Annotated in this window: 18 protein-coding genes and 1 pseudogene; 9 read left to right on the forward strand and 10 right to left on the reverse strand. The window is 56.3% G+C overall.

Features of this window, described 5'->3' with window-relative positions:
* Window positions 1–387 precede the first annotated feature (387 nt).
* The gene (locus WFO70_RS10080; protein ID WP_337015949.1) at window positions 388–1086 is read left to right on the forward strand and encodes an ABC transporter ATP-binding protein; all 699 of its coding nucleotides are present in this window, start codon (window positions 388–390) and stop codon (window positions 1084–1086) included.
* Here WFO70_RS10080 and bioD read toward each other — a convergent pair.
* Genes bioD through bioB form a run of 4 tightly spaced genes read right to left on the reverse strand, consistent with a single transcriptional unit; the run spans window position 1025 to window position 4676 of the window.
* Window positions 1025–1750, reverse strand: a complete 726-nt coding sequence (gene bioD / locus WFO70_RS10085; protein ID WP_337015951.1) for a dethiobiotin synthase — start codon at window positions 1748–1750, stop codon at window positions 1025–1027. The genes WFO70_RS10080 and bioD overlap by 62 nt on opposite strands.
* A complete protein-coding gene (gene bioC, locus WFO70_RS10090) occupies window positions 1743–2498 on the reverse strand; it encodes a malonyl-ACP O-methyltransferase BioC (protein WP_337015952.1) in 756 nt (251 codons plus the stop codon). Before bioC ends, bioD begins: the two co-directional genes overlap by 8 nt.
* Window positions 2482–3639 carry an 8-amino-7-oxononanoate synthase gene (gene bioF / locus WFO70_RS10095; RefSeq protein WP_337015953.1) on the reverse strand — a complete coding sequence of 386 codons (1158 nt, stop codon included), beginning with the start codon at window positions 3637–3639 and terminating at the stop codon, window positions 2482–2484. Before bioF ends, bioC begins: the two co-directional genes overlap by 17 nt.
* Window positions 3636–4676, reverse strand: coding sequence for a biotin synthase BioB (gene bioB, locus WFO70_RS10100; RefSeq protein WP_337015954.1), 1041 nt, complete (start codon window positions 4674–4676; stop codon window positions 3636–3638). Before bioB ends, bioF begins: the two co-directional genes overlap by 4 nt.
* Before the next feature lie 70 nt (window positions 4677–4746).
* On the opposite strand from bioB, the gene bioA reads away from it, so the two are divergent.
* Complete coding sequence (gene bioA, locus WFO70_RS10105; RefSeq protein WP_337016652.1) at window positions 4747–6054, forward strand: adenosylmethionine--8-amino-7-oxononanoate transaminase; 1308 nt, start codon at window positions 4747–4749, stop codon at window positions 6052–6054.
* Window positions 6055–6098: 44 nt separating this feature from the next.
* On the forward strand, window positions 6099–6575 hold the full coding sequence (locus WFO70_RS10110) for a kinase inhibitor (RefSeq protein WP_337015955.1): 477 nt from the start codon (window positions 6099–6101) through the stop codon (window positions 6573–6575).
* Window positions 6576–6641: 66 nt separating this feature from the next.
* On the opposite strand, the gene hutH is transcribed toward WFO70_RS10110, so the two are convergent.
* The 5 genes from hutH to hutI all read right to left on the reverse strand — a co-directional run bounded on the left by hutH (window position 6642) and on the right by hutI (window position 12910).
* Window positions 6642–8162: a histidine ammonia-lyase gene (gene hutH, locus WFO70_RS10115; RefSeq protein WP_337015956.1), complete on the reverse strand. Its 1521-nt coding sequence runs from the start codon at window positions 8160–8162 to the stop codon at window positions 6642–6644.
* Entirely contained in the window at window positions 8162–9847 is a 1686-nt protein-coding gene (gene hutU / locus WFO70_RS10120; RefSeq protein WP_337015958.1) for a urocanate hydratase, read from the reverse strand. The genes hutH and hutU overlap by 1 nt, the downstream gene beginning before the upstream one ends.
* 125 nt (window positions 9848–9972) lie before the next feature.
* Window positions 9973–10707 (reverse strand): histidine utilization repressor, encoded by a 735-nt coding sequence (locus tag WFO70_RS10125; protein ID WP_337015959.1) that lies wholly within the window; start codon window positions 10705–10707, stop codon window positions 9973–9975.
* 44 nt (window positions 10708–10751) lie between these two features.
* Window positions 10752–11690 carry a formimidoylglutamase gene (gene hutG / locus WFO70_RS10130; protein WP_337015960.1) on the reverse strand — a complete coding sequence of 313 codons (939 nt, stop codon included), beginning with the start codon at window positions 11688–11690 and terminating at the stop codon, window positions 10752–10754.
* Window positions 11687–12910 (reverse strand): imidazolonepropionase, encoded by a 1224-nt coding sequence (gene hutI, locus WFO70_RS10135; RefSeq protein WP_337016653.1) that lies wholly within the window; start codon window positions 12908–12910, stop codon window positions 11687–11689. Before hutI ends, hutG begins: the two co-directional genes overlap by 4 nt.
* Window positions 12911–13176: 266 nt before the next feature.
* Here hutI and WFO70_RS10140 point away from each other — a divergent pair, with 266 nt between their 5' ends.
* From WFO70_RS10140 to WFO70_RS10165, 6 genes are read left to right on the forward strand one after another with little or no spacing between them, the layout of a single operon-like run.
* The gene (locus WFO70_RS10140; RefSeq protein ID WP_337015961.1) at window positions 13177–14385 is read left to right on the forward strand and encodes a tyrosine-type recombinase/integrase; all 1209 of its coding nucleotides are present in this window, start codon (window positions 13177–13179) and stop codon (window positions 14383–14385) included.
* The gene (locus WFO70_RS10145; protein ID WP_337015962.1) at window positions 14378–16114 is read left to right on the forward strand and encodes a hypothetical protein; all 1737 of its coding nucleotides are present in this window, start codon (window positions 14378–14380) and stop codon (window positions 16112–16114) included. The genes WFO70_RS10140 and WFO70_RS10145 overlap by 8 nt, the downstream gene beginning before the upstream one ends.
* A gap of 2 nt (window positions 16115–16116) precedes the next feature.
* The gene (locus WFO70_RS10150) at window positions 16117–18021 is read left to right on the forward strand and encodes a site-specific integrase (protein ID WP_337015963.1); all 1905 of its coding nucleotides are present in this window, start codon (window positions 16117–16119) and stop codon (window positions 18019–18021) included.
* The gene (locus WFO70_RS10155; protein ID WP_337015964.1) at window positions 18021–18419 is read left to right on the forward strand and encodes a hypothetical protein; all 399 of its coding nucleotides are present in this window, start codon (window positions 18021–18023) and stop codon (window positions 18417–18419) included. Before WFO70_RS10150 ends, WFO70_RS10155 begins: the two co-directional genes overlap by 1 nt.
* Entirely contained in the window at window positions 18397–18837 is a 441-nt protein-coding gene (locus WFO70_RS10160) for a hypothetical protein (protein ID WP_337015965.1), read from the forward strand. The genes WFO70_RS10155 and WFO70_RS10160 overlap by 23 nt, the downstream gene beginning before the upstream one ends.
* Before the next feature lie 26 nt (window positions 18838–18863).
* Window positions 18864–21095: a hypothetical protein gene (locus WFO70_RS10165; RefSeq protein ID WP_337015966.1), complete on the forward strand. Its 2232-nt coding sequence runs from the start codon at window positions 18864–18866 to the stop codon at window positions 21093–21095.
* A 270-nt stretch (window positions 21096–21365) separates the two neighbouring features.
* On the opposite strand, the pseudogene WFO70_RS10170 reads toward WFO70_RS10165, so the two are convergent.
* A pseudogene (locus tag WFO70_RS10170) lies at window positions 21366–22063 on the reverse strand (autotransporter adhesin Ag43); the annotation flags it as partial.
* Between the last annotated feature and the right edge of the window lie 81 nt (window positions 22064–22144).

Genomic DNA, 22144 nt, shown 5'->3' on the forward strand with positions numbered 1-22144 from the left:
CTCGCTTACCTTGTGTTTTCTAACTCTAATGCACATGGTTATCCACAGGAATAGTGGATAACTGCCTCCAGCCCATACGGAACGTGACTCGGCTCGTTCCCGGTTTTTGCCCACAGCGCGACGGTAAAAAAATTTTATCACCCAATTTTGGCGATCGGATGACAAAAAACAGCTAACGAATTGGTGAGGCACTGCTCACATTTTAGCCAAAATAGCACCTGCACCAGGCGCATCATTGGGGGCACCGATGCAGTGCATCTCCCTGCCCTCGCCAGGCTGAATTTTGAACCTAATCCGAAAAATAAAGGTTTAATCGCTGTTTTCAGGGCAGTGGCAAGAGTCTTGCAGAGTCTCTGCGGACACCGATGCCTGAAAAGGAGCACTACCATGTTAAGCCTGCGCGCCGTAAACCAGTATTACGGGGATCGCCACACCCTGTGGAACGTTGACCTCGATCTGCCGCCCGGCGTCTGTACTGGCGTCGTCGGGCTGCCCGGAATGGGGAAAACCACCCTCGTGAGCTGTATTGCCGGCCTGCTGCCCATCGCCAGCGGCACCATGGTCTGGCACGAGACCCCCGGTGAATTACACCCGGCCGGGGCGGAAATAAGCGTTGTCCCGCAGGACAGGCGGATCTTTTCGCAACTGACGGTGGAGGAGAATCTGCATATTGCCTTGATGGCGAAAGGCGTCGCGGGCGGATCGGTGAGCCGCGACGTGTTTGAGTTCTTTCCGGAGCTCTACCCGCTGCGCCAGCAGCGGGCCTCGGGTCTTAACGACGACCAACAGTACCAGCTGGCACTGGCTAACGCGCTGGTGACCCGCCCTCGCCTGCTGATCCTCGACGAGCCCAGCCGCGGTACCGGGCAGCTGTTTAGCCTCAAGCTGGCGCAGCTGCTGTTGAGGTTCAACCGGGAGCTGGGGCTCTCGGTGCTGCTGGCCGAGCAGCACCTCTCCCTGATCCGTCGGGTGGCGGATCGCTTTTGCCTGCTTTACCGGGGGCGCAACGTGGCCCAGGGCCGGGTCAGCGAGCTGGATGACCCGCTGATTGCCCACTGGATGGGGCCGACGGCGTCAGCGCAGTAAGGTCGAGATATTGCCCGACGGCAGAAGTGTCGGCCTGTTCGCCCAGCCACGGGATCTCGCCCAACAGCGGTGCAGGCAGCACGCGCTGGAGCGTCGCCATGTATTCGGCATGGCGTTTGCCGGGCGGCACCACCCCGTTCGCGACCCAGCCAGCAAAATGCAGCCCCGCCTGCTGAATCGCCTGCGCGGTCAGCATCGCGTGGTTAATGCAGCCCAGCTTCACCCCCACCACCAGGATCACCGGCAGACGCTCGGCCAGCACCCAGTCGGCGAAGGTCTGCGCCTGCGACAGGGGCGTGAACCAGCCGCCCGCCCCTTCCACCAGCACCCAGTCGGCCTGCGCTTCAAGCGTACGTAACCCGGCGGAGAGCGTGCTGAACAGGATCGGGCGCTGCTCGTCGGCGCTGACGATGTGCGGCGAGGTAGGCTCCTCGAAAGTATAGGGGTTCACCGTCGGGTAGCTCAGCGCCACGCTGCTGTTGCGCTGTAGCGCCAGGGCATCGCTGTTGCGCAGCCCTTCTGCAGTCATCTCGCTGCCGGACGCCACCGGTTTGTAGCCAGCGGTGTTGCGGCCCTGCGCCCGCGCCGCCTGTAACAGGGCGGTGCTGGCAACGGTTTTACCGACCTCGGTGTCGGTGCCGGTGACAAAATAACGTTCAGTCACGTTCAATAATTCCATGAAAAAGTTGATAAGAGAGCGGGAATTTTCCCGCCTGCTGGGGCCAGGCCTGCGCCAGCCGCTGCAGCTGGCCACGCGTCAGTGGCCTGTCGGCTCGCCCGGTGTGCAGATGGGTAGCGCCAATCCCTTTCAGGGACTGCATGGCGCTGAGTGCATCGTCAAACAGCAGGGTGACGGTCTGGACCGCACAGCGGTACTGCCAGCCGGACAAGGCGTCGTTCACCTGCTCCCCGGAGAGAAAGCGGTTGGCGTGCGGCCGGGTATCTACGGCCTGCCAGGCCTGATTGAGCTCCGGCAGGGATCCGTTGAGCAGCGTGGTGAAGGCCACCTTGCCTCCCGGCTGCGCCACCCGGTAGAGCTCCGCCAGCGCCTGCGGCAGGCTGGCGCACCACTGCACCGCCAGATGACTCCAGACCAGGCTGAACTGCCCCTCGGCCAGCGGAATGGCTTCGATATCGGCCTGCAGATAGCGATCCGCGGCCTGGTTGCGGCGCGCCTCTTCCAGCATCGGCGCACAGAGATCCATCGCCGTAACATGGCTCCCGGCCTGGCGCCAGGCCAGGCTGTTGCTCCCCGGGCCACAGCCGGCATCCAGCACGCTGGCAAACTGCTGCTCTGCGAGCAGCGCCCGCAGCCCGTCGGCACTTTGCCGCTGGAGTGCGTCGTGGCGCGAGTAGCTGTGCGCCGCCCGGCCAAAGGCGGCGGCAATGGCCTGTTTATTCACTTGCGACATGCAGCGCCTCCAGTAACCCGGTGATATCCGCCGGTTCATGGGCCGCCGTCAGGGTCAGGCGTAAGCGCGCCGTCCCCGCCGGTACGGTAGGCGGGCGAATGGCGGTCACCCAGATCCCCTGCTCTCTGAGGATCCGGGCCAGTTGCAGCGCCCGGGCGTTTTCGCCGACGATCAGCGGCTGAATGGCGCTCCGGGAGGCGGTGATCGCCATCGGCAGATCGCCCGCGCCCGCGCGGAACTGGTCAATCAACGCCGCCAGCCGCTGGCGACGCGCCTCGCCTTCGTCGCTGCGGATCAGGTTGAAGGCCGCCAGCAGCGCCACCGCCTGGGCAGGCGGCATGCTGGTGCTGTAGATGAGGTGCCGGGCGAACTGCAGCAGGTAGTCGGCAACGGAGTCGCTGCACAGTACCGCCGCCCCGCTGACCCCGACGCCTTTGCCGAAGGTCACCACCAGCAGCTCGGGTTTAACGCCCTGGCTGGCAGCGCTTCCGCGCCCCTCGGGCCCGGTGACGCCGATGCCGTGGGCATCATCCACCAGCAGCCAGCTGTCCTGGCGCTGGGCCGCCGCATGGATCTCGCCCAGCGGGGCGCTGTCGCCGTCCATACTGAAGATCCCCTCGGTCACCACCAGCTGCTGCCCGTCGCAGGGTTTATCCAGCAGCGAATCCAGCTGGGCGACATCGTTATGGGCGAAACGCCTGAGCTGGGCCGGGCTGTGGCTGGCGGCCTCCAGCAGCGAGGCGTGGCTTAAGCGGTCGGCGACAATGCGATCCGCTTTGCCGGTCAGGGCGGCAATCAGCGCCTGATTGGCGGCAAAGCCGGAGATAAACAGCAGCGCCCGGGGGTAGCCGAGCCAGTCGGCAAGGTGCTCCTCCAGCGCCTGATGCGCGGGGGTGTAACCGCTGACGTGGCCGGAGCCGCCGCTGCCCACCCCGTACTGATCCGCCCCCTGTTGCCAGGCGCGGATGATGGCGGGGTGCTGGCTCAGGCCGAGATAGTCATTGCCGGAGAAGTTGCAGTACCGCCGCTGCTGGTGGGTGAGAAAGCGCCCCGCGCCGTTCTCCACCGGAGTACGCACCCGCAGGGCGTCTGCCGCCCGGCGTGCGTCGAGGGCGGCATCGATGCGTTGCTGCCAGGTCATACCGTCGCCGCGTTGTAGAACTGGTCGGTGTCGGCGTTAAACAGCTGCTGTTCGAGCTGGTGCTGCTGCTCGTTATCGCCGGTCAGTACCGCCGTCTGCTGCGGGTTGAGCCCCAGCTTGCGGAACAGCTGGACGTCTTTGTCCTCTTCCGGGTTCGGGGTGGTGAGCAGCTTGCAGCCGTAGAAGATCGAGTTGGCCCCGGCCATAAAGCACATCGCCTGGGTCTGCTCGTTCATCTGCTCGCGGCCCGCCGAGAGGCGCACGTAAGAGGTGGGCATCATCACCCGCGCCACCGCAATGGTGCGGATAAAGTCAAAGGCGTCGACGTCGTCGTTGTCGGCCAGCGGGGTGCCCTTCACCTTCACCAGCATGTTGATCGGCACGCTCTCCGGCGGGGTCGGCAGGTTCGCCAGCTGCAGCAGCAGACCGGCGCGATCGGTCACCGTTTCACCTAAGCCCACAATCCCGCCCGAGCAGACCTTAATGCCCGCCTCGCGCACCTTGTCCAGCGTGTCCAGACGCTCCTGATAGGTGCGGGTGGTGATGATATTGCCGTAGAACTCCGGGGAGGTGTCGAGGTTGTGGTTGTAGTAATCCAGCCCCGCCGAGGCCAGACGCTGGGCCTGGGTGTCGTCCAGGGTGCCGAGGGTCATACAGGCTTCAAGCCCCATCGCCTTCACGCCCTGCACCATCTGCTCAAGATAGGGCATGTCGCGCTCGTGCGGGTTTTTCCAGGCCGCGCCCATGCAGAAGCGGGTCGAACCGGCGTTTTTCGCCTGGCGCGCCGACTCCAGCACCTGCTCCACTTCCATCAGGCGCTCGGATTCGAGACCGGTTTTGTAGCGCGCGCTTTGCGGGCAGTATTTGCAGTCTTCCGGGCAGGCCCCGGTCTTGATTGACAGCAGGGTGCTGACCTGCACCTGCTGCGGGTCGAAGTGCTGACGGTGAATTTGCTGCGCTTCAAACAGCAGTTCAAGCAGGGGTTTTTCAAATAATGCAGTGACTTGCGATAGCGTCCAGCGAGTCTGGTGAGCCATGGGGCGTCTCCAAAAGGGGTTTAGTTCAGGATGGGTTCGGGTTATGCTTGTAAACCTAAATGTTTTCAAAATGGTTTACAAGTCGATTATGACAACGGACGATCTCGCCTTCGATCGGCAACACATCTGGCATCCCTATACCTCCATGACCCAGCCCCTGCCGGTCTATCCGGTGACGGAAGCCCACGGCTGCGAGCTGACGCTGGCCAGCGGCGAACAGCTGGTGGACGGCATGTCCTCCTGGTGGGCAGCCATTCATGGTTACAACCACCCGCGGCTGAACGCGGCGATGAAAGCGCAGATTGACCGCATGTCGCACGTGATGTTTGGCGGTATCACCCATCAACCGGCGGTGGATCTCTGCCGTCGGCTGGTGGCAATGACCCCTGAGGCGCTGGAGTGCGTGTTCCTGGCCGACTCCGGCTCGGTGGCGGTGGAAGTGGCGATGAAAATGGCCCTCCAGTACTGGCACGCGAAGGGGGAAAGCCGACAGCGATTCCTCACCTTCCGCAACGGCTACCACGGGGATACCTTCGGGGCGATGTCGGTGTGCGATCCTGATAACTCCATGCACAGCCTGTGGAAAGGCTATCTGCCGGAAAACCTCTTCGCCCCGGCACCGCAGAGCCGCTTTGACGGCGAGTGGGATGAGATGGACATGGTCGGCTTTGCCCGCCTGATGGCCGCCCATCGCCACGAGATTGCGGCGGTGATCCTCGAGCCCATCGTGCAGGGCGCGGGCGGCATGCGCATGTACCATCCCGAGTGGCTAAAGCGCATCCGCAGGATGTGCGACCGCGAGGGGATCCTGCTGATTGCCGACGAAATTGCTACCGGCTTCGGGCGCACCGGCAAGCTGTTTGCCTGCGAGCACGCGGGTATTACGCCGGATATTCTGTGTCTCGGCAAAGCCCTGACCGGCGGCACCATGACGCTGTCCGCTACTCTCACCACCCGTCAGGTGGCGGAGACCATCAGCGACGGCGAAGCCGGCTGCTTTATGCACGGCCCGACCTTTATGGGTAACCCGCTGGCCTGCGCGGTCGCCAGCGAGAGCCTGGCCCTGCTGGAGAGCGGCGAGTGGCAGACCCAGGTCGCCACCATCGAAACCCAGCTGAAGGCGGAGCTGGCGGCGGCCCGGGATTCAGACTTTGTCGCCGACGTGCGGGTGCTGGGGGCTATCGGCGTCATCGAAACCACCCATCCGGTGAATATGGCCGCGCTGCAACGCTTCTTTGTGGCGCGCGGCGTCTGGGTGCGCCCGTTCGGCAAGCTAATCTATCTGATGCCGCCGTATGTGATTCGCCCCGGGCAGCTCAGCAAGCTGACCCGCGCGGTGGTGGATGCGGTTCAGGAATCCGCGCACTTTACGCGTTAGTTTATGCGTTACACTTCGTGCAGGGCTTATTACGGAGGAACAGTATGAAACTCATTAGTCAGGATCTGCGCGACGGCGAAAAACTCCCGCTGCGTCACGTGTTTAACGGCATGGGGTACGAGGGGGATAATATCTCCCCGCATCTGGCGTGGGACGAGGTGCCGTCGGGCACTAAAAGCTTTGTCGTGACCTGCTACGACCCGGATGCCCCTACCGGCTCCGGCTGGTGGCACTGGATCGTCGCCAATATTCCGGCCGATACCCGCGTGCTTCCGCAGGGCTCCGGCTCCTCGCTGGTGGCGCTGCCGGAGGGGGCCGTCGAGACCCGCACCGATTTTGGGAAAGCGGGATACGGCGGCGCAGCGCCGCCTAAAGGCGAAACCCATCGCTATATCTTTACGGTGCATGCGCTGGACGTGGAGAGAATCGAGGTCGATAAAGAGGCGAGCGGCGCGATGGTGGGCTTTAACGTCCATTTCCACACTCTGGGCAGCGCGTCGATTACGGCGATGTACAGTTAAATAAAAAAACCGGCACATTGGCCGGTTTTTTGTAGGCCCGGTAAGCGTAGCGCCACCGGGCAATGCTTAAAGCACTGACGGCAATAACGCCACCAGCCGCCCTTCATCCAACAACCCCATGGCCGCATCAATATCCGGGGCAAAGAAGCGGTCGTCATCATAGTGCGCCACCTGCTCCCGCAGGATGTGCCGCGCCTGCTCCAGCAGCGGGCTGGAGGTCAGACCGTCGCGCAAATCGCAGCCCTGACAGGCCGCCAGCCACTCAACCGCCAGCACGCCGCGGGTGTTGCCCGCCATCTCCCACAAACGGCGACCTGCCGCCGGGGCCATCGAAACATGATCTTCCTGGTTCGCCGAGGTCGGCAGACTGTCCACGCTGTGCGGGTGCGACAGGGCCTTGTTCTCGCTCGCCAGGGCGGCAGCGGTGACCTGGGCAATCATAAACCCGGAGTTCACGCCGCCGTTGCGCACCAGGAACGGCGGCAGCTGGGACATGTGTTTGTCCATCATCAGCGCGATACGGCGCTCGGACAGCGCACCGATTTCGGCAATCGCCAGCGCCAGATTATCCGCCGCCATCGCTACCGGTTCGGCGTGGAAATTGCCCCCGGAGACGACTTCGTTTTCCGCTGCGAACACCAGCGGGTTATCGGAAACGGCATTGGACTCCACCAGCAGCACCTCCGCCGCCTGGCGCAGCTGGGTCAGGCAGGCGCCCATCACCTGCGGCTGACAGCGCAGGGAGTAAGGATCCTGCACCTTGTCGCAGTTGTGGTGCGACTCGGCAATGGCGCTGGTGTCGGTCAGAACGTGACGGAACAGCGCCGCGGCATCGATCTGCCCGCGCTGGCCGCGCACCTCATGAATGCGCGCGTCGAACGGACGACGGGAGCCGAGCACCGCTTCGGTAGTGAGCGCCCCGCAGACCACCGCTGAAGCAAAGAGATCTTCGGCTTCAAACAGGCCGCGCAGGGCAAAGGCGGTGGAGGCCTGGGTGCCGTTCAGCAGCGCCAGCCCCTCTTTCGCCGCCAGCGTCACCGGGGCCAGACCCGCTTTTTGCAGGGCGGTGGCGGCCGGTAGCCACTCCCCACGGTAGCGGGCTTTGCCCTCACCCAGCAGGGTCAGGGACATGTGCGCCAGCGGGGCCAGGTCACCGGAAGCACCGACCGAGCCTTTGGCCGGGATCCAGGGGTAGACGCCGGCATTGACCATGGCAATCAGGGCCTCAATCACGCTCAGGCGGATCCCGGAGAAACCGCGCGCCAGGCTGTTAATTTTCAGCACCATCATCAGGCGCACGATATCGTCATCCAGCGGCTCGCCAACGCCTGCGGCGTGGGACAGCACCAGCGAACGTTGCAGGTTCTCCAGGTCGTGAGTGGCGATGCGCGTCTGCGCCAGCAGGCCAAAACCGGTGTTGATCCCGTAGGCAGTGCGCCCTTCTGCGACAATAGCTTCCACACAGGCAACGCTGTCGTTGATGGCCTTGTGGGCCGCCTCATCGAGCGTCAGCTGGTGCGGCTGTCGCCACACCTGGCGCAGCTGGGCCAGGGTCAGGGTTCCGGGCGTCAGGGTTAAGGCGTTCATCAGTGCTTTCCTTGTTTAGCGGTGATCATCGGCAGGTTCAGGCCCTGCTCTTTCGCGCAGTCGATGGCAATGTCATACCCGGCATCGGCATGGCGCATTACGCCCGTCGCCGGATCGTTATGCAGCACCCGGGCGATACGGGCCGCGGCTTCATCGGTGCCGTCGCAGACGATCACCATCCCGGCATGCTGGGAGAAGCCCATGCCGACGCCGCCGCCGTGGTGCAGCGAGACCCAGGTTGCGCCGCTGGCGGTGTTAAGCAGGGCGTTCAGCAGCGGCCAGTCGGAGACCGCGTCGGAGCCGTCCTGCATCGCTTCGGTTTCACGGTTCGGGCTGGCCACCGAGCCCGAGTCGAGATGGTCGCGACCGATGACGATCGGCGCGGAGACTTCACCGCTGCGAACCATTTCGTTAAAGGCCAGGCCCAGCTTCTGGCGCCACTCCAGCCCAACCCAGCAGATACGCGCCGGCAGGCCCTGGAAGCTGATCCGCTCCCGGGCCATGTCCAGCCAGTGATGCAGATGCTCATCATCGGCGACAATCTCTTTCACTTTGGCGTCGGTTTTGTAGATATCTTCCGGGTCGCCGGAGAGGGCCACCCAGCGGAACGGGCCGATCCCGCGGCAGAACAGCGGGCGGATATAGGCGGGAACAAAGCCCGGGAAGTCGAAAGCGTTGGTCACGCCCATCTCTTTCGCCATCTGACGGATGTTGTTGCCGTAGTCGAAGGTGGGAATGCCCTGCTGGCTGAAGGCCAGCATCGCGCTGACGTGATCGGCCATGGAGCGCTTCGCTGCCAGCACGGTGCCTTCCGGATCCTGCTGCGCTTTCTGCTGGTACTCTTCCCAGCTCCAGCCTTTTGGCAGGTAGCCATGCAGCGGATCGTGGGCGCTGGTCTGGTCGGTGACCAGGTCCGGACGCACGCCGCGGGCTACCAGCTCCGGCACGATATCGGCCGCGTTGCCGCACAGGGCAATCGAGACCGCCTTGCCTTGCTGGGTGTATTTATTGATGCGCGCCAGCGCGTCGTCCAGCGAATCGGCCTGCTCGTCAACGTAACGGGTACGCAGGCGGAAATCGATGCGGCTCTGCTGGCACTCAATGTTCAGGGAGCAGGCCCCCGCCAGAGTGGCCGCCAGCGGCTGCGCGCCGCCCATGCCGCCTAAGCCCGCGGTCAGCACCCAACGCCCTTTCAGGGAGCCGTTATAGTGCTGACGACCAGCCTCGACGAAGGTCTCGTAGGTGCCCTGGACGATGCCCTGGCTGCCGATGTAGATCCAGCTCCCGGCGGTCATCTGGCCATACATCGCCAGCCCTTTCGCATCCAGCTCGTTGAAGTGTTCCCAGGTGGCCCAGTGCGGCACCAGGTTGGAGTTGGCGATTAGCACGCGCGGGGCATTTTCGTGGGTTTTGAACACGCCGACCGGTTTACCGGACTGCACCAGCAGGGTTTCGTCGTTTTCCAGTTCGGTGAGCGCAGCAACAATGGCGTCATAGCACGCCCAGTTGCGCGCCGCACGGCCAATGCCGCCATACACCACCAGCTCGTGAGGATTTTCCGCCACGTCGGGATCGAGGTTGTTCATTAACATGCGCAGCGGGGCTTCGGTGAGCCAGCTTTTCGCATTCAACGTGGTGCCACGGGGGGCGCGGATCTCTTGCTGGCGATACTTACCTGACGACATGGTGTGCTCCTCATTGGGGACAGAATATACACTAAGATATACTTGTATAGACAAGTGCACACAAGGGCAGTTTTAACAATTCTGATACATTTTTGTTATATTGCGTCAGCAATCACGCTTTTAGCTTATGACATGAAATGGCCCTGCAGCCGGTAGCGGTTGCCCGGGAACAGCAGTCGGGCGTGGGAGACAATATGCGAGGCTGACCAGGTACGACGGTGGATCAGCAGGCAGGGATCCTGCTCTTTGATGCGCAGCAGCTCGCACTCCTGCGGCGTGGCGCGTACCGCTTCGACAATATGCTCCCCTTCCGTCAGCGGCGCGACCAGCGACAGATAAGCGTGGGGCGTGGTGGCGGTGTAATCCTGCTTGAGGTAATCCGGCACCAGCGCGGCATTGACGCAGCGATCTTCGATCTGCACCGGGATGTCGTTTTCAAAGTGCAGCATCAGGGAGTGGAAGATGCGGGTGCCCTCTTTGACGTTTAGCGCCGTCGCCTGCGCGGCGCTGGCCTGCGTCTCCTCAAGGAACAGCACCTCGCAGCGGTGCTGATGGTTACGGGAGGCGATCTCATCGGCAATGCTGCGAATCTCAAACAGCGCCGACTGCCCTTTCGGCTCGGCCACAAAGGTACCGACCCCCTGCAGACGCACCAGCAGCCCCTCATCGGTCAGCTCCCGCAGCGCGCGGTTGATGGTCATCCGGCTAAAGCCGAACTGCGCCACCAGCTCCGCCTCGGACGGGATGCGATCGTGCGGACGCCAGACGCCGGTGGCGATCTGATGGCTGATCGCCTGTTTAACCTTTTCATAGAAAGGGGCTGGCGTATTCGCCTGCTGCTGCGGAGCGCGAGAGAACATAGCAATTCCTTAAGCCGTGATAAAAAGTCGAGTATATATAAGCTTTAAGCCCACCAGTGAGCTATTTGCCAGGCCAGCCTTGCGGCGAGCTTCGCCCCCTGACCATCGCGGTCGAAGCCGGGGCTCAACTCCACCAGATCCGCCGCCTGCAGTTTGCCGCTGCGACAAATCCGCTCGATGACCGGGAGCAGATCCCGGGCGGGAACGCCCAGCGCGGCGGGGGCCGACACCGCGGGCATCTCCCCGGCAGGCATCACGTCGAGATCAATGGTGAGGTAGACCCGATCCGCATCCTTAAGGATCTCCTCAAGTACCGGCAGCGCCTGCGGCTGGAAATCGAGATCCTCCACCAGGGTGACGTTAAGCCGCGCTGCTTCATCCCACAGCGCCTGGGTATTGGCCGCACGGCTGACCCCGAGGCAGGCATAGTGAAACTCGCGCTGCTGCTCTGCGCAGTAGAGCGCCAGCTGGCGGAACGGCGTCCCGGAGGTCGCCTGACTGGCGTGACGCAAATCGAGGTGCGCATCGAGATTAATAATCACCACCCGCTCGCCGGGAAAGGCATCCACCACGCCGCGGCCATGGGCCCAGGCGGTTTCATGCCCGCCGCCGAACACCAGGGTGCGCATACCCGCCTTCTGGCAGGCAGTAACCGTCTCGCTCAGCGCCTGCTGGGCGGCCTCCAGCGCCTCCCCTTCGACGCCGATATTGCCCATATCAATCAGCCGCGCGTGGCCCTGATGGCTGGCCATATTGCCCAGCGCCCGGCGTAACACGTCCGGAGCCTGGGCGGCACCGGTCCGGCCCTGATTGCGTCGGACCCCTTCGTCACAGGCAAAGCCGATCAGGGCGATGCCGTCCCCGGAGGGCGTTGGCGTCTCGCTACGTTGCACAGTCTGGAACAGGCGCAGCGCGTTGCTGGCCTCGCTGCTGTCGTCGCGCCCCTGCCAGATGTCAGGTGAAACCGGCTGCCACAGGCTCATTGTACTTTTCCTCTGAATACGCGTTGATAAAGCGGGTTACGCCCCGGCTCATACACCATCTCCACCGGGCTTTTCGCATCCCAGATCGCCAGATCCGCGACAAACCCGGCCTTCAGCTGGCCGTGAGTTTCACCGCGACCCAGCGCTTTAGCCGCGTGCCGGGTTACCCCCGCCCACGCCTCTTCCGGGGTTAAACCAAACTGAACGCAGGCCATGTTCATCGCCAGATGCAGGCTGGCAAAGGGGCTGGTGCCGGGGTTGTAGTCGGTGGCGACGGCCATCGGCACCCCGTGCTGGCGCAGCAGGTCAACCGGCGGGCGCTGGCGCTCCTGCAGGAAGTAAAACGCTCCAGGCAGCAGCACCGCCACGGTGCCGCTCTGCGCCATCGCGTTCACTCCGGCTTCATCAAGATACTCAATATGATCCGCAGACAGCCCGTGGTAACGACTCACCAGCGCGGTGCCGCCGAGGTTAGAGAGCTGCTCGACGTGGCCTTTTATCGGGATCCCCCGGGCCTGAGCCGCCTGGAAAACCCGTTCGCTCTGTTCCGGAGTAAAGCCGACGTTCTCGCAGAAGACATCCACGGCCTCAAATAGGCCTTTTTCCCACAGCTGCGGGAGGGTGTGCTGACACACGTGAGCGATGTATGCATCGGGATCCTGACGATACTCCTTCGGCACGGCGTGGGCGGCCAGCAGCGTCGGGCTGATTTCAATGGGATGGGTGCGCGCCAGACGCTGGGCCACGCGCAGCATCTTCTCTTCCGCCTCGTCGTTGAGGCCGTAACCGGATTTGATCTCAATAGTGGTGACCCCTTCGTGCATCAGCCGCTCCAGACGCTGCCGGGCCAGCTGCTCAAGCTGCTCGGGAGTGCTCTCCCGGGTAGCGGTCACCGTGGCGTTAATCCCGCCGCCCTGAGCGCTGATGGTCTGATACGAAACGCCGTTCAGCCGCTGCTCCCACTCGGCGGCGCGGTCACCACCAAACACCAGATGGGTGTGGCAGTCGATCAGGCCCGGCGTAACCAGCCGCCCCTGTAAATCGCGGACGTTGGGCAGTTCCTGCGGCAGGTCAGATTCTGGCACAATCGCCAGGATGGTCTCACCGCGCACAATTATTGCCCGGTTCTCCAGCAGGCCATAGGCCGTGCCGTGGCTGGGATCCAGGGTCGCGAGGCGCAGGTTACGCCAGATTACGTCGTCGGGATGAAGTTGCAGCATCGGGCTTCCGCTTGTCATGAGTTGTATAGACATTTATTTTCATTCGTGTCGATCTGTCAATCAGCTTTACCGAAATTGTTATTTATTTGTGACAACTTTCCCGCTAAGCATGGGAATAAAAAGTAAGTTTTCTACACTCAACTAAACGTTTCACTAGTATTTTTAGATTATTACTACAGCTATCACAATTTGTCATAATTAGAGTGACATCTATACTAAAAATTAGATTGATAGATGAACGATCGCGTCAAGGGAGTCAGAGCAGAATGAATCATTTCTACCACCTTGTAGAGACAAGCCCCGTTATAAACATAGGTGATGTGAAGGTTGCTGATGACGGAGGTTCTTTCAGTATTGAACGGCCTATGCCCTTTAAAGGCGTATTCATGCTGCTCACCAGTGAAGGCGTGCCAGTATTTGAACCGAATGCCTTCATCCTTCATCGCCGTATCGTTGAGGGGGTAAAAGATATTAAACCAACGTGTTTTCACTTGTTGCGGTATTACCGGTTTCTGGATGCCAACTCCCTCAAGTGGGACGACCATGAAGAACAGCTGCAACGCTATCCCATATTTCTATACCGCGCATATCTCATTGGTGAAATCGAAAGAGGCACACTGAGCCGCAACACAGCCGTGGTTGCATTGTCTATCGCAAGACGTTTTTACCTGTTTTGTTACCGCCATGGCTACATTTCAAAGCTGCCTTTTGAAGTGACAGGCATGACGAAATACGGACAAACGACGACAGACTGCTCTATTCGTAGTCAAACAAGAGATACAAACCTGCAGCCCTTAAACGAACTCGATCTTCAACATGTAAGAGACAACTGGTTTAGCAAAGGGCTGTCCAGAGAATTTCGCCTGATGGTCAGTGTCATGCTCTGCGTAGGGCTTCGAGCAATTGAGGTGACAAATATTAAGCCTGAACATTTTGCTATCCCAAAAGGGTTTAACGGCAAAACATTGACAGGTATCTGGATTGGGTCCGACCACAATTGTAAAACGAAATACGGCACCAACCGTCAGGTATCTATGCCTGTTTGGTTGATGGAATCGATAAACCAATACCATAAAAGTGAGCGATATAAGAAGCGGCAACAACTGTATTTCATGAATACAGGTGACATGAACCCGCCAGCTTTCATCAACAAGGACGGCAAAAGCTTCACGACCCAAAGCCTTAATACACTCTGGGGGAAACTACGAACAGCAATCCAGGAGAACAGCAACCCGCATTTCAAGCACAAGCAGCATGATTGCCGAGCCACCTTTGGAGCCTACAAACTTGATTCTTTGGCACAAATATCAGGTTTGACGATGCTGCAAGCTCTGGAAATCTTAAAGAAAGAAATGGGTCATAAAGATCTGAATACGACCATGCTTTATCTCAAGCATCATGATGGAAATCCGGAGAAGAACCAGATCCCTGAGATAACCATGAATTTGCTGGACGATGAGGTGATTCATGACTGATGATTCAGACCAAAAAGAAAACGCACGCAACTACCGTTCCATCCCTACCACTGAAATGGTTACGGACAATACGCTGACCAACATCACCAAATGGAAGTATATTTGGCAAAATGGATGTGGAGTAAACTGTAGTTGTGACTTTACCGCGTTCAAAGCGTATGCCATCGATGACCATATTCGTTTACTGATTTCTAAGTTTGATCAATCTGGTTGGCGAGAGTCTTCAAAAGTTACGAATTTTGCTCTCGTGCGACGTGTGATGGCGCATGCGTTTAATAAGCAAAGCGGTGAGCAAAAAGCCAAGGTAGAGTTCTCACCGGAAACCTGCACTCAGTTTATTCATGCGCAATACCTGTCTATGAAAAGCACTGGAAATGGTCTGGACGGCAACCCCATTAAGACGACAACACTTGGTCAAATGGGTTCACACATAAATTCAATCTGTAGAAAATTTGGCTTCGGACAAATACCCAAAGCGGCACGAAACCTTAATACCCGATCAGCCGAACTGGATTCTAATAATTACACCGTCAAAGAGCTACGTTCCATTGCTTATGCATTGCTGGAAGACCGCAGCAGGCTGTTATCTTCATATCAGGATGACAGGTTAAAACAGTTTGAAAGACGAGTTATGTTCGACAGACTAGTTTGCAATGCGGTGTTTCTGACTATTTACTATCTGGGCACCGGACAGACGGAAACACTCAGCATGTTTTTAGAGGATGAATGGGTTTGCCAGGCGTCCGGTGCAGGACGCATCACCATTGAGGGCTTTAAGACTCGAGGAGATAAGGTTGAGCTTCGCACATTTACCCCGCGAGCAGTGTGTAAAAGTTTCTTTGAATCACAGCTCGCATGCTCAAAGGCGCATTCCGTAAGTCTTGGCTTAGATAAACATTATTTGTTCCGGAAAATGAACGGCGAAGTGCCTACTGCAGGTAATCTTAATCTTTACGCTAAGAAATACCTGCCCCAACACTCTACGCGCCTCCAGATGTTAATTGAAAGCCGTCCGGACTTTCGGCTGAATTGTATCCTGCTGAAATCCTCCATTAAGCAGTTTGCCGAACAAAGCATGGGCAGAGCGAAGGCAGCGGATAATACGCGCAATGCTCAGTTAACCTTCGATAACTCTAACTACGGCAAAGTCTCCAAGAGTGAAGCAAGAAATCAACTGGCGGTGGGTTTAGTGGCGTTACATTTTTTAGGGGAAAACCCCAGTGGTGGCACAAATCTCGCGGTGGGCAAGGCCAAAGAAGCTGTCTGTAAAGTCCTCTCAAATGAAGAATGGCAGGTGCTAAAGAGTAGCGATACCAGGGCTCAGGTCGTAGAGAATCTCAACGGCGGATTCTGTAAAGGTGAAGACACACCAGAATTTCGGGAGTTTCAGAAGACCGTCAACCGGGCGGGCATTCTCAGTGACGAAGAGAAGTCGGAACTAGGATGTGGCTTTGTCATAAAGTGTTTTGGTTGTGCCAATTTCGGTATTGTCGATGATCCTCATGATATCTGGCGCTTGCTGTCCTTTGAAAAGCGTTTAAATGAAGCCATGCTCGCCCACCGAAATGTTGAGCATTATCTGACCAACTATGGTGAGGTCAAAGCCTGCCTGAATAAACTCAAGGAGCAATTTAAAAAATCGCACCTGGAAACGGCAAAGAAGCAATTGGCGCGCGAATGTCACCCTCTATGGGATGAACAATCAGTTATAGATATATTCAGGGGGTAGTCATGTTCATCATCAGTAGTGATACCGATAAATTCAAAGAATACGCTTTACCTCAAGCCTCTGGTCAGTTTGCAATGCCGACTGACCACACTGTGGTCAGCATTGATAAAAATGGTAAACCGGTGTCTTACTTTGCCGATGATATCTGGGATTACAATGCTTTTTTTAATCGTACGAATGCCTCTAAGAATCTATACAAGATTAACTTTCACCCTGATAAACATAACCCGAAATTGCTCACAGAATTGAAGCAGCGCATCTATTTTCTTATTTGGGGTGCGAAGGGCGAACTTTTGCACATGGAGGACGACACGTTTCGCACATTCGAACAATGCTGGCATATAGCGAAATTTGCAAATGTGGCGATGAGAGTGTTTAAAGATACTGACATTGACTCCTTCTCGTTGTTTAGTAATGAGCTGGTCTTCAGCCAAATACTTCATGAAGGAAAGGCATTTAGCGAGGGCTCATTAAAAATTAATCTTCAGGCACTGAGCGTCCTCACGCAGGTTAATTCGCATTTTCCAGAACATTCACGATTCGAGTTAGGACTGCCGGAAGGTAAAAATTTAAAGCAATTAGCCAAACAATATTCTGTTAGCGGAAAAGGACATAACCCCACGGTGATCCCCGCGATTTATGAGCAACTGATGGGGCGATTAGTGCAGGATGTGAATAGAGCCTACGGAAGACTTCCCTATCTTCAAGATGTCAAAGTGTATGCCAGACAATACGCCCTGACGGACAGAATGGCTGTAAATGAATTCAAGATATTCGAGGGCGCGTGTTTTATGACCCTGTCTGCCTTCACTGGTATGCGTATCACTGAACTCACCCAGATAGATGCCACCTCATATAAGGAAATTGACCTTGACGGTATCACGCTTTGTACGATGCGCTCATGGACGAACAAGCTAGAGAAACTGCGCCGAGAGGATGTGTGGGCTTGTGCACCGATATGCGAAAAAGCATTGAAAGTGCTGGCCACCATTAATGATCACTACCGTTCAATTAAGGGAAATATTCATCGTTCGCCTCGTTTCAGTTTCAAAAGGCACTTTGGGCAGAGTTCTGGCATCAACAATCAGGTAGCCGAGGCTACTTTAAATAGAACAAGTCTAAGTCACTTGTTTTCGAATTACTCAAAGCACCTGGACATTACCTACGACCCTATAGAGATGGATGAAGTATATAAGCTGCTTAATCCAATGGTTTCTGATAGTTATAATCCTATAAAGAAAAAGGAGGACGGTACGTTTTACTGGCATTTTACCACTCACTCGCTCAGACGAACCTTTGCGCATTTTGTTGTGGGAAATGGCCTGGTGTCATTAGCCGCACTTAAGCATCAGTTCAAACATATCAGCCTGGCCATGACGGCGATCTACGCCAGTCACTCTGAGGTGCTTACTCTGATGGGTATAGAAAACCCAGCCAGTATTAAAAAATCCGTGGAAGACGCTGAAATGGAAAGCCACAGAGCCTATCTGCAAGATATGATAGATAATCCAGAACAGCAATCGGGTGGCTTTATGAAGAGCTTTGAGGGAGATCCCAGGGTAATGACAGAAGCACAATTCGATGCACTGGTGAATAGCACTAAAGGGGCTAACAAGTCAGTAGGCTATGGCCGATGTTTTGCGGGTGAAAAGTGTAAGATGACTCATATATTTGAGCCATCAAGTTGCGTGGGACGTGACTGCGAAAACCTGAACATTAATCAGGCCGAAGCCAAATGCTGGCAAGATCGACATAAACGCCTTTGCGAGAACGTGCAGCAGATGAAAAAGTTGGGTTTTTACAACCGCAACACGCTGGCCCGTGAGTTAACCGATATTCGCTCTGCTGAAAAAGTAATGGCAGACCATGATATAGCCTTCGAACGCTTTGATTTAGGAGCATTGTAATGCTTGACGTCAAAACTAAAATTGCAAAGGCCCTTGAAGCGTTAAAAAAAGAGAACAAGAAAATAAACCCGTCGGCGGTGGAAAAACGGGCAGGTGTTGCTAATGGTTCGCTGAAGAACCATCCGGTATTGCGGGAAATTGTGTTGATAGAAAAAAATAAATATCGGCAGTCAAAAAATGATGCAGCACTCATCGTGAAAAACAGACGTAATACCGTTGAAAAAAAACGATATGAAGAACTGGAAACGAAAAACAACAGACTGAAATTAGAGAACAGTCAGTTTCAAGCCGAGATGAAAACGATGGCAGATTCTATTGCGCAATTGACCTGGGAGCTGCATCGTTATCAAACAGCCACACGCAAGGATTCATCGAATGTGCGTACAATCAAAAAGTAATGCTTCCGAAAGGCTCACTGAATATCAGCAAAATCTTTTAAAAAGAATTAATAATGTCGCGGTTTCGCTGATGCCTGAGTTTGAAGATAAAAATCAGGCAGTGGAGGCGTTAATGCTGGATGACGGATCTTTGTTGCAACTGCTCTGTTCCATTCAGATGAAACAGAAAACTCGTACGTCAGACTACGAGGCGCAAGAAGCGCGACGCCGTCGCGAAGATCTGGAGGCTTTTTACAGCGATCTGCAAGAACTCGGCGGCGTTGTGAAAGTGAACTTCGTAGCCGATACGCTGGGCATTACACGCCAGGCCGTGAATGTGCGAGTGAAAAAGAATCAACTTATTGCGTTCAAACGAAACGGTGATTTTATCTTTCCAGTATTCCAGTTCAACGATAAAGGGCTGGTATCCGCGATCTGATTAGCGAAGTGATCGGCGGTAGTCTGATGACTATCGATATTTATAAAGATATTAATGGGTTAAATGCTGTTGCGATTGAGGCTCCGCAGGATGACGCCGCTGAGGCGTTAACACTGGTTTCTGAGCTGCCCGATATTCGCCAACACAGTTTTCTGGATACCGCAGAGAGCGAAGAGAAAAAGCACCTTTATCTGTTGCTGCTGGCGCTAAGTATTGAGAATTCAGCATCACTGAGTAAACAAGGGGCAGAGTTTCTGGCGCAGCTCGGTGAGAAAGCAGGCTGTCCGGCAGTGGCTGAAGAGATCGCCAGCCTGGCCGATAGCGCACACAAATACCAGCAATATCAGCCGGAGATGCTGGCGCTACTGAGTGATGATAACGCGCGTTACAACTGGCTTTTCGATGTCTTTTTCCTGCTAGCACTCTGCGGCAAGACCATTGAAAACCCGCAGGTGATGCGCCTGCTTGGCGCTCTGAAACCTGCACAGTTTAAAGATAATTTCGCCGCTATGTTGACGCTGCTCCACGAAAGTGACGAAACGCAGTTGCTTACCAGCGCTGCGAAATTAAACGCGCTGACGCAGGGGTGGAAAAATATCGTTCGCTACCGCGAGTTGCAATTTAAAGAGTACTTCTCCGCCGCGATTAAACAGCTTTACGCCGCCGATCATGCCGCAACGATGCTGGGCTTTGAGCTGATGAAAATAACGGACAAAGCATCCGACGTGAGCTTCTTTATGGGCTCATTTGAAGGTGACAGCTTCCTTGGCAAAATGGGATCAGCGGTCGGTAGCTCGGCCTATACACTGGGACGCAAATCCTGCCTTTCTGGATTGAATGATTTCCGTAAAAAAGCCAGCGAGTTTATCTCGGCGAACGGTACAGCACTGAGTACCGGCAACGCAATAACCTCACGCTGGGGTTTGCCGACGTTTGACTATGAGGGGCGCATCAGTTATTCCGATTATGAACTGGATAATTCCGCCGAAAACGAAGACTGGTACGATCAATTCAACGAATACCAGAACCAAATTGATAGCGTGTTAACCGACTTTTCGAGGGCTTGTTCCGATGCGGCGGAGCAACTGGAACTCTTTGCCCAGGGTGATTTTGATAGTTCGGTTATTCGCATTAAACAACAAAAACACGCCGAGTGGTTGCAGCAGCAGGAGCAGGAAAAACGCAATAAGCAGTCGGTTACCGTGGTGAAAGCGGGGCAAGAGTACCGACTTAGCATTGACTGGCAGGATGTGGAGAATCCGCCCTGCGATCCGGAAAACATCCGTCATATCAAAACCGACGGCAAAGTGTGGTTAATCGTTGATAACGACGAATGTTTCTACCGCAGCGAGGATCGGCTGAACTGGCAGAGCGTGAACCCCGTTGCATCAGATGAAAGATGCTATGTAAGTAAGATAATTATTGTTGAAGGTGTGTGGGTGATGTTCGGCGGCTCCGGCGCGGGATTCCTCTATTCCCCCGATGCGATTAACTGGCAAAAAAGCCAGTTCCCGGATTTTCCCAATGCCTGGGACTACAGCGCCACCGAGGATCTGGTCTATTTTAATCATCTCTGGTTGTGGCGTTTTAAAGAGCGCAAAGAGTATCAGTACAAGGATGAAGGCTTTTTCTTCGATTCAACGAAAACCTCGACCTACGATAAACCGATGATTTTCTGCGCCGACAATCCGGGCGCAGCATGGCAGCGCTATGACGAGTCGCCGAACTACAGCGAAGGTATCGAGATAGAAAACCTTTGTGCGCTGCCGGGCGTGGATTGCCTATTAGCATTCAGCAAATTCGACAGCTACTACACGTCGGTGAAAAAGCGCCCCAAATCAGAACCGATGATCGAATACCATGTGCCCGGTAAAAACTGGCGCAGTTGCACCTGGCATAGCGAGAAAGAGTTCTACAGCGACGTTCGGGTAACGCGAATGAATGACACGCTGATGTGTTTCTACTCCCGCTATCTACTGACGTCCGATAAAGGCTACGAGTGGAAACGACATGACAACGAAATGCGCGTCGCCGATTGTTTCCACCTCGATGAGATCAGCCTGTTCCCGTCCAGCAATAACCGGCAGGTTATCTACCTGAGCAATAACGGTACGGATTTCAAAGAACTGATGATGGAAGAGGGAAACTGGCAGTATCTCGCAGCCAACGAACAGGGGTTATTGAGTGTATATTCACCGAACTCTCACGAAACACTTCTTCGATTAGGGACGTATATTTGGGCGACCCAAGTGAAGTAACGTAGTCTCGCAACCTTGGGTAAGCCTCATTATTTGCCCGTTATTCAAAGTATAACGGGCATCTTTGAGTTTTTTACAGGAATCATGCGGCTTATGGAATGGCCGAATGTCATTGTTAGAAGCAAGTCCATTCATTAATCATTGCTGATAGCCAATTTTCATATCTGTAATAAGATGGCATCGGTAGGCAAAAATTATACCGATTGAAAACATTCAATAAATAAGCAATACAAAACGCTCCCTGGACGGGAGCGTTTGTACTGTTTTTTATCAGAACATGACCTTCACACTGGCCTGTCCGTTATAACCCTCCGCACTGTTGCCGCTGATACTGCGTGTATACCCTCCCTGAACACCCAGGGCCCCGGGCTGACACTCCAGCCAGCAACTCAGCAAACGTGCCGTCCTGCTACGGACTGAACGTGACATTGCTGCCTGGGGTTGCGGTACCCATATTCAGCTTGCCTTGAGAGCTGAACGTCCGGACCACCGACGGTCGAACCCACCAGCTTACCGGCAGTTCGCTGATGCCGTGCTTCATACTGCGCTCATGGCCCAGGAGTGTGGATGAACCCTGACCGAAGGCCATTTCAGACTGGTTGCCAAAGCGCAGACCGGCGCGGACATGCTGTGCGCTGCCGTGACCAAAATCCACATAGCCTCCATCGTCATGACCGTTGTTCAGGCTGAGCCCCTGCCAGACATACTGCAGCTTTGGCTCCAGTACCAGACTGTTGCTGACACTCAGTGGCAGGCCTGTCTTCGGAGCGGTAAATAGATTCGCCGCTGAGATACCAGCTTTCATCCGTTGTACCGCGGTTCAGAGTGTAGTTATAGGCCCCGGCCTGCAGTTTATGGCCCAGCGCAAAGGCATCACCGATGGTCGTTGCCCCGTTAATGGCATCCACCACTTTAATACCATTGCCGGTGGTGGCCAGGCCCAACCCGCTGTTCCCGGTACTGGTGAAGGGGTCCGCTTGGGAAACGGAAATTATCCTACGTTAAGCCTGTTTTTTGAGATGGCATGACGGGCAGCTATGAGCGAAAAA

This window comes from Leclercia sp. AS011, assembly GCF_037152535.1.
In the GTDB taxonomy this organism is placed as follows: domain Bacteria; phylum Pseudomonadota; class Gammaproteobacteria; order Enterobacterales; family Enterobacteriaceae; genus Enterobacter.

Excerpts from the sequence above, each read along its gene's own strand:
- hutU (WP_337015958.1), bottom strand. The coding sequence starts at position 9,847 with ATGTCGTCAGGTAAGTATCGCCAGCAAGAGATCCGCGCCCCCCGTGGC.
- WFO70_RS10155 (WP_337015964.1), top strand. The coding sequence starts at position 18,021 with ATGCTTGACGTCAAAACTAAAATTGCAAAGGCCCTTGAAGCGTTAAAA.
- WFO70_RS10125 (WP_337015959.1), bottom strand. The coding sequence starts at position 10,707 with ATGTTCTCTCGCGCTCCGCAGCAGCAGGCGAATACGCCAGCCCCTTTC.
- hutG (WP_337015960.1), bottom strand. The coding sequence starts at position 11,690 with ATGAGCCTGTGGCAGCCGGTTTCACCTGACATCTGGCAGGGGCGCGAC.
- WFO70_RS10160 (WP_337015965.1), top strand. The coding sequence starts at position 18,397 with ATGTGCGTACAATCAAAAAGTAATGCTTCCGAAAGGCTCACTGAATAT.
- WFO70_RS10140 (WP_337015961.1), top strand. The coding sequence starts at position 13,177 with ATGAATCATTTCTACCACCTTGTAGAGACAAGCCCCGTTATAAACATA.
- bioC (WP_337015952.1), bottom strand. The coding sequence starts at position 2,498 with ATGTCGCAAGTGAATAAACAGGCCATTGCCGCCGCCTTTGGCCGGGCG.
- WFO70_RS10080 (WP_337015949.1), top strand. The coding sequence starts at position 388 with ATGTTAAGCCTGCGCGCCGTAAACCAGTATTACGGGGATCGCCACACC.
- bioA (WP_337016652.1), top strand. The coding sequence starts at position 4,747 with ATGGTTTACAAGTCGATTATGACAACGGACGATCTCGCCTTCGATCGG.
- bioB (WP_337015954.1), bottom strand. The coding sequence starts at position 4,676 with ATGGCTCACCAGACTCGCTGGACGCTATCGCAAGTCACTGCATTATTT.
- hutI (WP_337016653.1), bottom strand. The coding sequence starts at position 12,910 with ATGCTGCAACTTCATCCCGACGACGTAATCTGGCGTAACCTGCGCCTC.
- WFO70_RS10110 (WP_337015955.1), top strand. The coding sequence starts at position 6,099 with ATGAAACTCATTAGTCAGGATCTGCGCGACGGCGAAAAACTCCCGCTG.
- WFO70_RS10150 (WP_337015963.1), top strand. The coding sequence starts at position 16,117 with ATGTTCATCATCAGTAGTGATACCGATAAATTCAAAGAATACGCTTTA.
- hutH (WP_337015956.1), bottom strand. The coding sequence starts at position 8,162 with ATGAACGCCTTAACCCTGACGCCCGGAACCCTGACCCTGGCCCAGCTG.
- bioF (WP_337015953.1), bottom strand. The coding sequence starts at position 3,639 with ATGACCTGGCAGCAACGCATCGATGCCGCCCTCGACGCACGCCGGGCG.
- WFO70_RS10145 (WP_337015962.1), top strand. The coding sequence starts at position 14,378 with ATGACTGATGATTCAGACCAAAAAGAAAACGCACGCAACTACCGTTCC.
- WFO70_RS10165 (WP_337015966.1), top strand. The coding sequence starts at position 18,864 with ATGACTATCGATATTTATAAAGATATTAATGGGTTAAATGCTGTTGCG.